14 protein-coding genes and 1 pseudogene are annotated in these 12,378 nt (G+C 61.0%); 7 read left to right on the plus strand and 8 right to left on the minus strand.

Annotated features, from left to right (window positions below):
- Both E5W87_RS23060 and E5W87_RS23065 read right to left on the minus strand, forming a co-directional pair.
- Positions 1–140: pseudogene (locus E5W87_RS23060) on the minus strand (ABC transporter permease); the annotation flags it as partial.
- A 282-nt stretch (positions 141–422) separates the two neighbouring features.
- Positions 423–2,033, minus strand: coding sequence for an ABC transporter substrate-binding protein (locus tag E5W87_RS23065; protein ID WP_292402711.1), 1,611 nt, complete (start codon positions 2,031–2,033; stop codon positions 423–425).
- A 276-nt stretch (positions 2,034–2,309) separates the two neighbouring features.
- Between E5W87_RS23065 and E5W87_RS23070 the strand changes: the two genes are divergently transcribed.
- Positions 2,310–3,500: a Xaa-Pro peptidase family protein gene (locus E5W87_RS23070; RefSeq protein ID WP_292402714.1), complete on the plus strand. Its 1,191-nt coding sequence runs from the start codon at positions 2,310–2,312 to the stop codon at positions 3,498–3,500.
- Between the two features lie 114 nt (positions 3,501–3,614).
- Here E5W87_RS23070 and E5W87_RS23075 read toward each other — a convergent pair whose 3' ends face one another.
- The 6 genes from E5W87_RS23075 to E5W87_RS23100 all read right to left on the minus strand — a co-directional run bounded on the left by E5W87_RS23075 (position 3,615) and on the right by E5W87_RS23100 (position 7,578).
- A complete protein-coding gene (locus E5W87_RS23075) occupies positions 3,615–3,842 on the minus strand; it encodes a hypothetical protein (RefSeq protein ID WP_292402718.1) in 228 nt (75 codons plus the stop codon).
- Between the two features lie 10 nt (positions 3,843–3,852).
- Positions 3,853–4,098, minus strand: a complete 246-nt coding sequence (locus E5W87_RS23080; protein WP_292402721.1) for a hypothetical protein — start codon at positions 4,096–4,098, stop codon at positions 3,853–3,855.
- An 86-nt stretch (positions 4,099–4,184) separates the two neighbouring features.
- Entirely contained in the window at positions 4,185–4,886 is a 702-nt protein-coding gene (locus E5W87_RS23085; protein ID WP_292402724.1) for a Crp/Fnr family transcriptional regulator, read from the minus strand.
- Between the two features lie 193 nt (positions 4,887–5,079).
- Complete coding sequence (locus tag E5W87_RS23090) at positions 5,080–5,502, minus strand: cupin domain-containing protein (RefSeq protein WP_292402728.1); 423 nt, start codon at positions 5,500–5,502, stop codon at positions 5,080–5,082.
- Positions 5,503–5,506: 4 nt separating this feature from the next.
- Positions 5,507–6,370, minus strand: a complete 864-nt coding sequence (locus E5W87_RS23095; RefSeq protein ID WP_292402731.1) for a phosphoenolpyruvate hydrolase family protein — start codon at positions 6,368–6,370, stop codon at positions 5,507–5,509.
- 11 nt (positions 6,371–6,381) lie between these two features.
- Positions 6,382–7,578, minus strand: a complete 1,197-nt coding sequence (locus tag E5W87_RS23100) for a Tm-1-like ATP-binding domain-containing protein (RefSeq protein WP_292402734.1) — start codon at positions 7,576–7,578, stop codon at positions 6,382–6,384.
- 114 nt (positions 7,579–7,692) lie between these two features.
- Here E5W87_RS23100 and E5W87_RS23105 point away from each other — a divergent pair, with 114 nt between their 5' ends.
- From E5W87_RS23105 to E5W87_RS23130, 6 genes are all read left to right on the plus strand, one after another.
- Positions 7,693–8,370 (plus strand): TetR/AcrR family transcriptional regulator, encoded by a 678-nt coding sequence (locus E5W87_RS23105; RefSeq protein ID WP_292402736.1) that lies wholly within the window; start codon positions 7,693–7,695, stop codon positions 8,368–8,370.
- A gap of 359 nt (positions 8,371–8,729) precedes the next feature.
- Positions 8,730–10,046: an ABC transporter substrate-binding protein gene (locus tag E5W87_RS23110; protein ID WP_292402739.1), complete on the plus strand. Its 1,317-nt coding sequence runs from the start codon at positions 8,730–8,732 to the stop codon at positions 10,044–10,046.
- Positions 10,047–10,118: 72 nt separating this feature from the next.
- The gene (locus E5W87_RS23115) at positions 10,119–11,024 is read left to right on the plus strand and encodes a carbohydrate ABC transporter permease (RefSeq protein ID WP_029348308.1); all 906 of its coding nucleotides are present in this window, start codon (positions 10,119–10,121) and stop codon (positions 11,022–11,024) included.
- Position 11,025: 1 nt separating this feature from the next.
- Positions 11,026–11,985, plus strand: a complete 960-nt coding sequence (locus tag E5W87_RS23120) for a carbohydrate ABC transporter permease (RefSeq protein ID WP_292402745.1) — start codon at positions 11,026–11,028, stop codon at positions 11,983–11,985.
- Positions 11,982–12,191 carry a hypothetical protein gene (locus E5W87_RS23125; protein WP_128284699.1) on the plus strand — a complete coding sequence of 70 codons (210 nt, stop codon included), beginning with the start codon at positions 11,982–11,984 and terminating at the stop codon, positions 12,189–12,191. Before E5W87_RS23120 ends, E5W87_RS23125 begins: the two co-directional genes overlap by 4 nt.
- The coding region (locus E5W87_RS23130) for an ATP-binding cassette domain-containing protein (protein WP_292402749.1) at positions 12,188–12,378 on the plus strand (191 nt) is incomplete at its 3' end. The genes E5W87_RS23125 and E5W87_RS23130, both read left to right, overlap by 4 nt.

Raw genomic sequence — 12,378 nt, forward strand, 5'->3', positions numbered from 1 at the left:
CCGCCGGTCGAGGCGATATAGGCGTCGACCGCATCGCCGGGGGCGGCTTCCAATAGCAGGAAAGTGCCGATGACGACGATCAGCAGCACGAAGACGCTGCCGATGAGGCGACGGCGAAGGAGGATGAGCGCGCGGGTCATGGTGGCGCCGGCTGCTTGGCGATGTGCCGATCGTGAGATGGGCTGTGCCTAGGCACCCCCCTCTGTCCTGCCGGACATCTCCCCCGCAAGGGGGGAGATCGGATGTCATCAGCAATTTCGCCAATCTTCAACGCAGCAGGCAAATGAGCCGACGTTGCAGCCGGCCAATCTCTCCCCTTGCAGGGGAGATGTCCGGCAGGACAGAGGGGGGTGTGAAGGAACTCGGCATTTGACCAAGTTCCCACACAGATTTCGCCGCGAATTTTCATCCGCGAGAGTGTGTCACGATTCCAAATAAGTGTCCGCCCAGTTCGACACCGCCCAGCGCGGGTTGTTGGCGACATTCCCCACCGTGTCTCTGATAACGCTGATGAAGCTCCATTCGGCGACGTTGATCAGCGGCAGGTCGGCTACGACTTGTCTCTGGAACTCCTTGTAAAGTTCCGTCCGCGCACTGGTGTCGAGCGTCTCCGACGCCTTGGCGATGAGGGCGTCGAGTTCGTCGTTCTTGTAGCCGCCCTGGTTGGAGAAAGGCACGCCGTCGGGAATGCCGCTCTGCACCAGAATGGTGGTCGAGATCGCCGGGTCGCCGCGGAACACCGGCGGCCCGACCGCAAGGTCGAAGGCGTGATCGGTGTAGACGGCCTTGATGTGCGCGGCCGAGTCGTTGTTGACCAGCTGGGCGTCGATGCCGATGGCGGCGAGCGCCTGGCGCAGATAGTCGCCGAACTGCTTGGTTTCGTTGAAGTACGGCGCCGGCAGCAGCTTCAGTGAAAAACGCTTGCCGTCGTCGCCTCTGCTGTAACCGGCTTCGTCGAGCAGGGCGTTGGCCTTGGTCACGTCGAAGGCATAGGTCGGCACATCGGCCGTATAGAATTGCGGATCGTTCTTCGGCACCGGGCCGGTGGCGGTCGCGGCATAGCCGAGGAACACCGTCTTGACGACGAAATCCTTGTCAATGGCTTGGGCGATCGCCTGGCGGACCTTCAGGTCGGCCAGCTCCTTGCGGCGATGGTTGATCTCGACGACGAGCTGATAGGTCAGCCCCTCATAACCTTTGGTGATCACCTTAAGTCCAGGCACCTTGGAGATGCGGTCGAGATCGGCCAAAGGCACCGCGGAAAAGGCGGCGAGCTGGATTTCTTCGGCCTCAAGCGCGCTTGCCGCCGAAGTGCGGTCGGGCAACACCTGATAGATGATCTCGTCGAGGTAAGGCTCGTCCTTGCCCCAATAGTCGGCATTCTTCTCCAGCCGGTAATATTCGCCGGGTTTGTGTTCGGCGAATTTGAACGGGCCGGTACCAACGGGCGCGTTGTTGGCCGCATTCTCTTCGATCTTTCCGGTCTCGTAGATGTGCTTCGGCACCACGCTGCTCAGAGCCGGCAAGGCGTTGCGGATCAGCTGGAACGGTGTCGGCTTGGCGAATTTGAACACGGCGGTCAGTTCGTCGGGCGTGTCGACCGCCTCCAGATCCTTGAACACGGTGCGGCCGAGATTCTGCAGCGGCTTCCATATCTGCAGCGCCGAGAAGGCGACGTCGGCGGAGGTGAAGGGTTTGCCGTCATGCCATTTGACGCCGTCGCGCAATTTGAACGTTACCGACAGGCCGTCGGCGGCGCCCTCCCAGCCTATCGCCAGGCGCGGGTCGAGCCCGTCCTTGCCGTCGAAGGATGCCTCAGCCAGCGTTTCCACGATCTTGCTCGAAATGAAGAACACGCCGTTGGAAGCCACGATCGCCGGGTTGAGGTTGCGCGGCTCGGAATCGGCGGCGACGACCAGCCGTCCGCCTTTCTTCGGCGTTTGTGCCAGACCGATGGTCGGCAGCGCCGTCGAGGCCAGAAGCAATGCCGAACCGGCAAGCACGCTGCGTCTGGAAATCGTGACATTTGACATGATCGAACTCCGTCCCTCTCAGCCACCCGGCCGGGCAGGCCACCGTCGGACGCCGGACGGCATCCTTGCAAGGGTGATTATGAGCCTTGCCGAGGGTTTCGCCAGAGACGGATTTGGCGCATCCTCGTGTGGCTTTGAAAATTTCGCCCGCTGGACCAGTTACAGGGAAGCGATTCAATCCGACTTATCTGGTAGGACCAGATTTATCTAGTAGGACGAGACTGGGAACCGCCGGCGATGCGACCAGCCGGCCAGGGAATTCAGGGAGAGAGAAAGATGAACGTCGCCCCGGGCAAGAATGCCGTCAGCACCATTCCGTTCGATGATGCCAGGGTCAATCGGCTGATGGAGGAGGCCGGCGTCGATGTGCTGCTCGCCACCTCCAAGCACAACACCCAATATCTGCTTGGCGGCTATAAGTTCATCTTCTTCGCGGCCATGGATGCGATCGGCCATAGCCGCTATCTGCCTGTTGTCGTCTACGAGAAGGGTGGGCCGGAGCATGCCGCCTATATCGGCAACCGCATGGAGGGCGGTGAGCACCAGAACCATCCATTCTGGACGCCGACCTTGCACGCTGCCTGCTGGGGCACGCTCGATGCCGCCAATCTCGCGGTCGAACACCTGACGAAAATCGGCAAGGGCAACGCCCGCATCGGCATCGAGCCGGCTTTCCTGCCGTCGGATGCCTACACGCTGATCCGCAAGGCGCTGCCGGACGCCAAGCTGATCGATGCGACTGATATGCTGGAGCGGATGCGTGCGATCAAAACCGAAGCGGAGCTGGAAAAGCTGCGCGTCGCCTCTGAACTGATCACCGATTCCATGCTGGCAACCATTGCCTGGGCGCGCGAAGGCACGACCAAGGCCGAGATCATCGAGCAGCTGCGGCGCGAGGAGACCAATCGCGGCGCGCATTTCGAATATTGCCTGCTGACGCTGGGTGCCAGCCACAACCGGGCCGGCTCGTCACAGGCGTGGAAGAAGGGCGAGGTGATGTCGATCGACTCAGGCGGCAACTATCACGGCTATATCGGCGACCTCTGCCGCATGGGCATTCTGGGTGAGCCGGACGCTGAACTCGAGGACCTGTTGGCCGAGGTCGAGACGGTGCAGCAGGCCGCCTTTTCCAAGGTCAGGGCGGGCACTCTTGGTGGCGATATGATTTCTTACGCCGAAGGCGTGCTGAAAGCGTCGAAGGTCGCGCCCTATACCGACTTCTTCGCCCACGGCATGGGGCTGATCACGCATGAGGCGCCGTTCCTGATGACCAACCATCCAGTGACCTATGAAGGCACCTATGCCGAAAAGCCACTGGAGAAAAACATGGTGCTCTCGGTCGAGACGACGATGCTTCACCCGACGCGCGGCTTCATCAAGCTGGAAGACACGGTGGCGGTCACCGATAGCGGCTACGTCATGTTTGGCGATCGGGGCAGGGGCTGGAACAGAGGTGGGGTGGCTTAGCGCGCGCTTTGCGATCAAAACCCAATCACTCTGAACGACCAAGGCGACCCAAGCAGACCTTGCCAACGTTGTTCCTGGAAGCATCGCGCGAAATCGTTGGTGCTTCGACAGATCTCAGGGATCTGTCGCGTCGAAATCAATCGCAAATCCAGCGTCGATCGCCCTTCGTGCAATGAGATCGCCAAGTTCCCAATCCGTGAGTTCGCAAAGCGGAAACATTCTCCTCACGGAGTGGTTAACCTCGGATATCGAAATGCTCGGCCTGCCGATGTTGTCGATCAGGTATCGGACGATCGCTTGGCGAACGTCCGATAAAGCAGGTGTCTGGGCGAGCGCCGGCATCTCGACGGTCTTACGAATGGAGCCGTAGTTCTGCGCCGTCGGCCGTTGTTGCGTCGAAAGCGACGGGCACACCGTGAGCGATGCATGCCTCCGCCAGCATCTCCTCCAACTCGTGGTCGGTGGCCTTGCAAGCCGGCATGAGTGTTCGGATGGCGCGGATTGCCTGTGCGATCGAAAGGAAGCGGGCCTTGCCTCTGGAAAGGACATAGGCCTCGGCCGCCCTTTCAACCGTGACGGTGTGAAAAGTGTTGGTCATCAAGATTCCCTCCCTGAAACCCGTTACCAACAGTGATTTACGGCCAATATGCAGCGGCCTTCAAGATTATGTCTGAAAGCGGACAATCAGGCGGGCGCCAGGCCGAAATAGCGCTGCTCCTCCTCGCCGTACGCACCATGGGTGAGATCTATCATTCCCGCGCGGTCGACAATCGTGATCTCGCCGCGTTTGGCGTGAACCAGCCCCCGATATTCAAGCATTTGGAGGGCCGTGGTAACGCCGGGACGTCGAGCGCCAAGCATGGTCGCCAGAAATTCATGCGTCAGGTAGATCTTATTTCCTTCACCGCGGTCGTGGACCATCAGCAACCAGCGGGCGAGCCGCTCCTCGATCTTCGAATGGCCGTTGACCAGTGCCGTCCGGGACGACTGGACAAGGAACGCGTGGGCATAGCGCAGCAGTGACTCGTGAAGGGTCTGGCTTTCTGCAATCACGGAGCGAAGATTTTCAACCGGCAGGCTCCAGCCATTGCCGGCGACCTGAATATAGGTTTCATTGGGAGACCTGTCTTGGCCGAGAATGACCGCAATCCCGGTCATGCCGTCGTTGCCGATGATACCGACTTCGCTTTGTCGCCCTCCGGCCATGGTGGCGACCACCGAAGCGATACCCACCTCTGGAAAATACACATGCTCGATCGGCTGATATGGGACTTCCAGCTGAGCCTTGATGCCCAGTTCGACGTGACGCATTGCCGGCTGCAAAAGCGCGAAATCCTCTGGGGAGAGGGCTTTCAATATCTGGTTGCGAAAAAGGGATTGGGGCATGGCTCTCTCCCTGACGGGCAAGAGCACGTACCCTCTTACTGTCGGCTGCATCCGAAGCAAATTGGCGGCCGATGTGACAGCATAGGCTGTTAGTGCGTGATTGGCAAAGCTTCGCCGGCGCTGAAGCTGGGGCGCGACGGTTTGCCGGCAAACCGGTGAGAGGTATTCGAACTGCCACCGGCGAACAGTGCTATCAATGACTCCCGCCCGACGGCAGCAGCCGGAAATCCGGCAATTCCCGCAATCCCAGTTCCGGCCCGGCCGGCGAATAGACGACGAACAGCTGCATCGGCCCGTCGCCGGTGTTCAGCGTCGAATGGAAGCGGCTTTCCGGCACATAGATGGTGCAACCGGGCCCGACCTTCGCGACAACCGGATTGCCGTTCTCGTCCTCGACCATCTGCTCGCCATTGCCCGATATGACGAAGATGATCTCTTCCGCACCTGGATGATTATGCCGCGTGTGGCCCTTGCCGGAGGGCAGGTCGACGACGCCGCCGGAAAAGCGCGTCGCGCCGTTCACCTCGGGCGCCACCGTCAGCGAGAGCTTGCCCCAGTCGAAGCCGAAGGCGCTGACATCCTTCGGATAGACAAACACCTTGCTCTGATCGGTCATCGTCTCATCCCTTCTTTTTCTTCGCAGTCGTTTTGGCACCAAGCGCCACGGCCTTGAAATCCGCGGTCTGCCTGGCGATCGCCGCTTCTGCCGGCAGCCGTTCCATGGAGCTCGCGCCATAGAAGCCATGCAGGCCCTTGCAGCGTTCGAGGATGTACCGGGCGTCGTCCGGCATCGAGATCGGCCCGCCATGGCAAAGCAGGATAACGTCCTTGCGCACCGAGCGCGCAGCGGCTGCGATCGCGTCGATCTCCGTCACGCAGTCGTCCAGCGACTTGGCCGACGTCGCGCCAATCGAGCCGCCGGTGGTCACCCCCATATGGGCGACAACGATGTCGGCGCCGGCCTTGGTCATGGCGCGCGCCTCGTCGGGGTTGAACACATAGGGCGTGGTCAGGAGGTCGAGCTCGTGTGCTGCGGCGATCATGTCGACCTCGAGCCCGAAGCCCATGCCGGTTTCTTCAAAACTCTGGCGCATCTGGCCGTCGAACAGGCCGATGGTTGGAAAGTTTTGCACGCCGGAAAAACCCATCGTTTTTAGCTCGGCCAGCAGCAGCGGCATGATGACGAAAGGATCGGTGCCATTGACGCCGGCCAGCACCGGCGTCTTCTTCACCACCGGCAGCACCTCATAAGCCATTTCCTTGACGATCTCGTTGGCGTTGCCATAGGCGAGCAGGCCGGCGGCCGAGCCGCGCCCGGCCATGCGGTAGCGGCCGGAATTGTAGATGATGATCAGGTCGATGCCGCCGGCCTCCTCGGCCTTAGCCGATAGGCCGGTTCCGGCGCCGCCGCCGACGATCGGCACGCCGCCGGCAATCATCTTGCGGAACTTTTCCAGGATCTTCTTGCGCGGTATGGCGGCCATGTTTTCTTCTCTCACTGTCCGGTGATGTCGAGAAAGGCCGCTGTTGCCGCCTTGGCGAATTCGGGATCGTTGATGTGCAGCGGCAGGCGCGTCACACGGCGTATGCTGTTCGGCATGATCGTGCGCTCGATGGCCTCGAAGAGTGCTGCATCGGCTTCAGGGTCGAAGAAGGCGCCGCCTTCGATGTCGAGCGCCGAGACGCCCTTCTCGGGAATGAGGAACCGGACCGGTCCCTCGCAGAGGCTCAGTCTTGTGCCGATCCATTCGCCGATCTGGCGGCTTTCCTCAGGGGTCGTGCGCATCAGCGTCACGTTTGGATTGTGCTCGTAAAACAGCCGCCCGCTGTAGCGTTCCGGAATGGTCGGCGGCGCCCAGAAATTTACCATATCGAGCGCGCCGACCGAACCGACATAGGGCAGTTTCGTGCGGGCGATCGCGCCGAGGCGGTCTTCGGTTGCAGGCAGCACGCCGCCGAACAGGAGGTCGCAGACCTCGGTCGTGGTGATGTCGAGGACGCCGGACAGCAAGCCGCTGTCGGCCAGCTTTTCCATGCTGCGGCCGCCGGTGCCGCTGGCGTGGAAGACCAAGCAGTCATAGGTCGAGCGCAGCTGTTCGGCGATGGAAGTCACGCATGGCGTGGTCACGCCGAACATGGTGAGACCGATCGACGGTTTGCCGTCGGGCGGCGGTGCCGGGTTTGCAGCCATGCCTGATATCGCCTGGGCCGCATTGTGCAGCACGACACGCGAAAGCCGGTTCAGGCCGGCCATGTCGGTCACCGACGGCATCATGACGATGTCGGAGACGTCGACGTAAGGCGCGGTGTCGCCCGAGGCGAGTGTCGAGACCATAATCTTGGGCAGGCCGAGCGGCAGCGCGCGCATGCCTGATGTGATGATCGAAGTGCCACCACCGCCGCCGATGCCGATCACACCTGATATATCGGTGCGCGATTGGACAAACCGGGCGAAGGCGACGGCCATTGCCGCGACCGCCGTGCCGCGGTCGTCGATGCCCAACACGGCACGGCTGCCACCGGGATGGTGGCCAGCGACCTCTTCGGCCGGGACATCGACTGGCACCGTCGCGTTGCGTGTTCCGACGTCAACCCGGGCGACAGCAGCACCGGTGGCAGCGACCGCATCGGCCAGAAAAGCGAGTTCCTCACCCTTGGTGTCAGCGGTGCCCACCACATAGACGCACTTCATTGCGTTTCCCCGATCCTTGGGCGCGCTCGGCGTTGCCGCCTGCCGCTCTTTTGCCCGGCCGTTCGGCAGCGCGAAGACCATTGCAATTTTTTGAGACGCGCGTATCGTATTGACATGAATGTCTCACGTCAACAAGCGTCCGACGACGACGGCTCTGGAGCCGCGCGCGGACCGCGGGCACGCACAAGGCGGTTGATGCTGGAAACGGCGACAAGGCTCATGCAGGCGGGTGCCACGCCCTCGGTCAGCGAGGTGGCCGAAGCGGCGGAAGTCTCCCGCGCCACCGCCTATCGGTATTTTCCAAGCCAGGCGGCGCTGGTGCAGGCGGTGGTCAACGAAGGGCTCGGGCCGATCCTCACCTGGAAATCCGCCTCGACCGATCCCGAGCGCCGGGTGGTCGAACTGTTCGACACGGCCATGCCTCGCATCGAGGCTTTCGAGGCGACCTTCAAGGCGGCGCTGAAGCTGTCGCTCGACCAGTGGGCGCGCCGGCAGGCGGGCACGCTGGGCGGCGAGCCGGCCTTTACGCGCGGCCACCGTGTCGATCTGCTCAAGGACGCGATCGCACCGCTCAAGGACCGGCTGCCGCCACACGAATTCAAGCGCCTGGCCCAGGCGCTGTCGCTGATCTTCGGCGTTGAAGTGCTCATCGTGCTGAAGGATATATGGGGGCTCGACAGCCGCAAGATGATGTCGGTAGCGCAATGGGCAGCCGGCGCCCTGGTGAGGGCTGCAGTGATGGAATCGATGACCGAAGGAGCCAGAAGCGCGCGGACGCCAGTCTTGGAATAGCACTGATCTGGTTCGACCAGATGGGGTTGCCAGCTGCTGATAATAGTCGTGCTGCCGTAGCCCGAACAAGGCTCTTGCGTATCAAGGAGTAGGAAAATTTAAGAAAAACAGGCAGATGTTGCTGGAAACCGCTTGTCTGAGTGCCTGCCATCGTCCAAGAAAGAGCTTGACGTGCGCCGGAAATTGGTAATACCAGATCAGGACAATAAAGCGGATTAAAAGTGAGGGCTGCGAGCCATTTCCGGCTGGGCGAGGAGGCTCAAAACCCGGAACGCTGCCATCACGGGAGGAACTACCAGGGTCGGCTTCGCCGCCGGCTCGCATGATACGGTAGAATGCGCACAAGGGAGGAAATCATTATGCGCAAGACAATGACCAGCATGCTTGCTGGTATCGGCTTAGTGCTCGCCTGCGGAACGTCCGTCTACGCGCAGGACAAGGAACTCACCATATTCTGGGCTGAATGGGATCCGGCCAACTATTTGCAGGAACTCGTCAACCTTTACGAGGCCGAAAGCGGCGTGAAGGTCACGGTCGAAACCACGCCTTGGCCCGACTTCCAGACTAAGGCGTTCACCGAGTTCAACGCCAAGGGCAGCGCCTACGACATGGTGGTCGGCGACTCGCAGTGGATCGGCGCCGCCTCCGAGGCGGGCCACTATGTCGACCTCACCGACTTCTTCAACAAGCACAATCTGAAGGAGGTGATGGCGCCGGCGACGGTCAAGTACTACGCCGAATATCCGTCCAACTCCGGCAAGTACTGGTCGATCCCGGCCGAGGGCGACGCGGTCGGCTGGTCCTATCGCAAGGACTGGTTCGAAGACCCGAAGGAGATGGAAGCCTTCAAGGCCAAGTATGGCTACGATCTTGGCGTGCCGAAGGATTTCAAGGCACTGCGCGACATCGCCGAATTCTTCCACCGTCCCGACGAGAAGCGCTACGGCGTCGCCATCTACACCGACAATTCCTATGACGCTCTGGTGATGGGCGTCGAGAACGCCATCTTCTCCTTCGGCGGCGAACTTGGCGACTATGCCACTTACAAGGTCGACGGGGTCATCAACTCCGAGCAGAACGTCAAAGCGCTCGAGGCCTATAAGGAGCTCTATTCCTTCACCCCTCCTGGCTGGGCCAAGAGCTTCTTCATCGAGGACAACCAGGCGATCACCGAAAACCTGGCGGCGATGAGCATGAACTACTTCGCCTTCTTCCCGGCGCTCATCAACGAAGCCTCGAACCCGAACGCCGAGGCCACCGGCTTCTTCGCCAACCCTCCAGGACCGAACGGCGACCAGTTCGCCGCGCTCGGCGGCCAGGGCATCTCCGTCATCTCCTATTCGCAGAACCAGGAAGAGGCGATGAAGTTCCTGGAATGGTTCATCAAGGAAGATACGCAGAAGAAATGGGCGGAACTCGGCGGTTACACGGCAAGTGCCAAGGTGCTCGAGTCGCCTGAATTCCAGAACGCCACGCCTTACAACAAGGCCTTCTACGAAACCATGTTCAAGGTGAAGGACTTCTGGGCGACGCCGGAATATGCCGAGCTGCTCATCCAGATGAACCAACGCGTCTATCCGTACATCACCGGCAATCAGGGCACGGCCAAGGAAGTGCTCGATTCGCTCGCCGCGGATTGGAACGCGACGTTCAAGAAATACAACCGCGTGAAGTAAACGGCACTAACGCTCGGAGGGGGCGGGAGCCGCCCCTTCCGTTTTCTTTTCCGGACAAGGAAGGAACGGGCCTTGGCCACTGCAGTCATGACCACGCTGGATCCCAACTCGCGCTCCGCCGCCCGCGGCATGAGCGATCTCACGATCCGCAATCTCTTCATCATTCCGACGATCGTTTTCCTGATCGTCTTCAACATTTTTCCACTGATCTATTCGCTCGGCTATTCGTTCACCGACTTTCGCGCGTCGAGCCCGGCGGCGGCCAATTTCGTCGGACTGCAGAATTACCGCGAGCTGCTCAACGACCCGTTCATCTGGTCGAATTTCGCCATAACCGCCAAATATGTCATCGTCTCCGTAGTCGGCCAGGTCATCGTCGGCTTCGGCGTGGCGTTGCTGCTCAACCGCGATATCCCGTTGAAGGGCCTGCTGACGACACTGCTGCTGTTGCCAATGATGCTGTCGATGGCCGTCGTCGGCCTGTTCTGGAAGCTGCTCTACGATCCGTCCTTCGGCATCATCAACTATACGCTCGGCCTCGGCTCCTTCGAGTGGCTGTCCAACCCCGATATGGCGCTTTACGCGGTTGCCATCACCGACATCTGGATGTGGTCGCCCTTCGTGATGCTGCTGTCGCTCGCCGGGCTATCGGCAGTGCCGAAGCACCTCTACGAGGCGGCGGCGATCGACCGCGCCGGCTCGTTCTATACCTTCTTTCGCATCACGCTGCCCTTGGTCGCGCCGATCCTGATGATCGCGATCATCTTTCGCACCATGGAGGCGTTCAAGACCTTCGACCTCGCCTACATCCTGACCAGCCAACCAACCACCGAGGTGATCTCGATCCGGCTCTACAAGATGGCGTTCCAGGAATGGCAGACCGGGCGCTCCTGCGCGCTCGCCTACATCGTCCTGATCATGATCCTGGCGATCACCAATATCTACGTCAAATACCTGAACAAGGTGAAGGAGCGCTAGAATGGCAGCCGTCACCACCTCTACCGAGCGTTCGCTCAACAAGCTCGCCATCGTCGGTGTGCTGATCGTCACGATGATTTTCCTGGCGCCGATCTACTGGATAGCCTCGACGGCCTTCAAGCCGCGCAACCTTGCCACCACCATCCCGCCGACGGTGGTATTCCAGCCGGAGATATCGCCCTTCGTAAAGCTGTTCACCAAGCGGTCGCAGTTGCGCACTGCGCCGACGCCGGAACAATACGCCGCCGCTCCGTGGTGGGAGCGGCTGGTGTTTGACGGCGGCGAGAAGGTGGTGCGCTCGGGCAGGGGCGAGGTGCAGTGGTCCGGCTATCCCAACCGCTTCATGAATTCGCTGATCGTCGCCATCACCTCGACCGTCCTGGCCGTCGGCATGGGCACCTTCACCGCTTACGGGTTCTCGCGCTTCAAGATAAAGGGGGAACAGGATCTGCTCTTCTTTATCCTGTCGACGCGCATGCTGCCGCCGGTGGTGGTGGCGATCCCGATGTTCCTGATGTACCGGGTCGTCGGCCTCAACGACACGCATTGGGGCCTGATCATCCTCTACACCGCCTTCAACCTCAGCTTCTCTGTATGGCTGATGAAGGGGTTCATGGACGAGATTCCGAAGGAGTATGAGGAGGCAGCGCTGGTCGACGGCTACACGCGCATGGAGGCCTTCTTCAAGATCGTGCTGCCTGAGGCGGCCACCGGCATCGCCGCCACTGCGGTCTTCTGTTTCATCACCGCATGGAACGAATATGCCTTCGCGCTGATCATGACCAACCGCCGCGCCCAGACGGCACCGCCCTTCATCCCCAGCCAGGTTGGCTCCGGCCTGTCGGACTGGACGGTGATCGCCGCCGGAACCTTCCTGTTCCTGCTGCCGGTCGCCATCTTCACCTTCCTGTTGCGCAACCATCTCTTGCGCGGCATGTCCTTCGGAGCGATCCGCAAATGATCCGCCATGCTACAATCCAGCGCACGGCCGAGATCGTGATGGTGTGCGGCATCATCGCGCTCTGCCAGCCGTGGAATCTCTTCCTGCACCGCTACGGGCTGACGATCATCATCGTCGGGTTGCTGACGTTCATGATCACCGGCTGGGTCGGTCCAAGGCAGAAGCCGCAGGCGACCGGCACCCCGGAAAAAGAAGGTCACGCATGACCCAGATCGAGCTTCGTGGCGTCCAGAAATTCTTTGGCGCCGTTCAGGTCATCAAGGACCTCAATCTCAAGATCGACGACAACGAGTTCATCGTGCTGCTCGGACAGTCGGGCTGCGGCAAGACGACGACGCTTCGCGCCATCGCCGGGCTGGAGACGATCGACGGCGGCGATGTCCTCATCGACGG

The organism is Mesorhizobium sp. (assembly GCF_004962925.1).
In the GTDB taxonomy this organism is placed as follows: domain Bacteria; phylum Pseudomonadota; class Alphaproteobacteria; order Rhizobiales; family Rhizobiaceae; genus Mesorhizobium.

Excerpts from the sequence above, each read along its gene's own strand:
- E5W87_RS23065 (WP_292402711.1), bottom strand. The coding sequence starts at position 2,033 with ATGTCAAATGTCACGATTTCCAGACGCAGCGTGCTTGCCGGTTCGGCA.
- E5W87_RS23070 (WP_292402714.1), top strand. The coding sequence starts at position 2,310 with ATGAACGTCGCCCCGGGCAAGAATGCCGTCAGCACCATTCCGTTCGAT.
- E5W87_RS23075 (WP_292402718.1), bottom strand. The coding sequence starts at position 3,842 with ATGCCGGCGCTCGCCCAGACACCTGCTTTATCGGACGTTCGCCAAGCG.
- E5W87_RS23080 (WP_292402721.1), bottom strand. The coding sequence starts at position 4,098 with ATGACCAACACTTTTCACACCGTCACGGTTGAAAGGGCGGCCGAGGCC.
- E5W87_RS23085 (WP_292402724.1), bottom strand. The coding sequence starts at position 4,886 with ATGCCCCAATCCCTTTTTCGCAACCAGATATTGAAAGCCCTCTCCCCA.
- E5W87_RS23090 (WP_292402728.1), bottom strand. The coding sequence starts at position 5,502 with ATGACCGATCAGAGCAAGGTGTTTGTCTATCCGAAGGATGTCAGCGCC.
- E5W87_RS23095 (WP_292402731.1), bottom strand. The coding sequence starts at position 6,370 with ATGGCCGCCATACCGCGCAAGAAGATCCTGGAAAAGTTCCGCAAGATG.
- E5W87_RS23100 (WP_292402734.1), bottom strand. The coding sequence starts at position 7,578 with ATGAAGTGCGTCTATGTGGTGGGCACCGCTGACACCAAGGGTGAGGAA.
- E5W87_RS23105 (WP_292402736.1), top strand. The coding sequence starts at position 7,693 with ATGAATGTCTCACGTCAACAAGCGTCCGACGACGACGGCTCTGGAGCC.
- E5W87_RS23110 (WP_292402739.1), top strand. The coding sequence starts at position 8,730 with ATGCGCAAGACAATGACCAGCATGCTTGCTGGTATCGGCTTAGTGCTC.
- E5W87_RS23120 (WP_292402745.1), top strand. The coding sequence starts at position 11,026 with ATGGCAGCCGTCACCACCTCTACCGAGCGTTCGCTCAACAAGCTCGCC.
- E5W87_RS23125 (WP_128284699.1), top strand. The coding sequence starts at position 11,982 with ATGATCCGCCATGCTACAATCCAGCGCACGGCCGAGATCGTGATGGTG.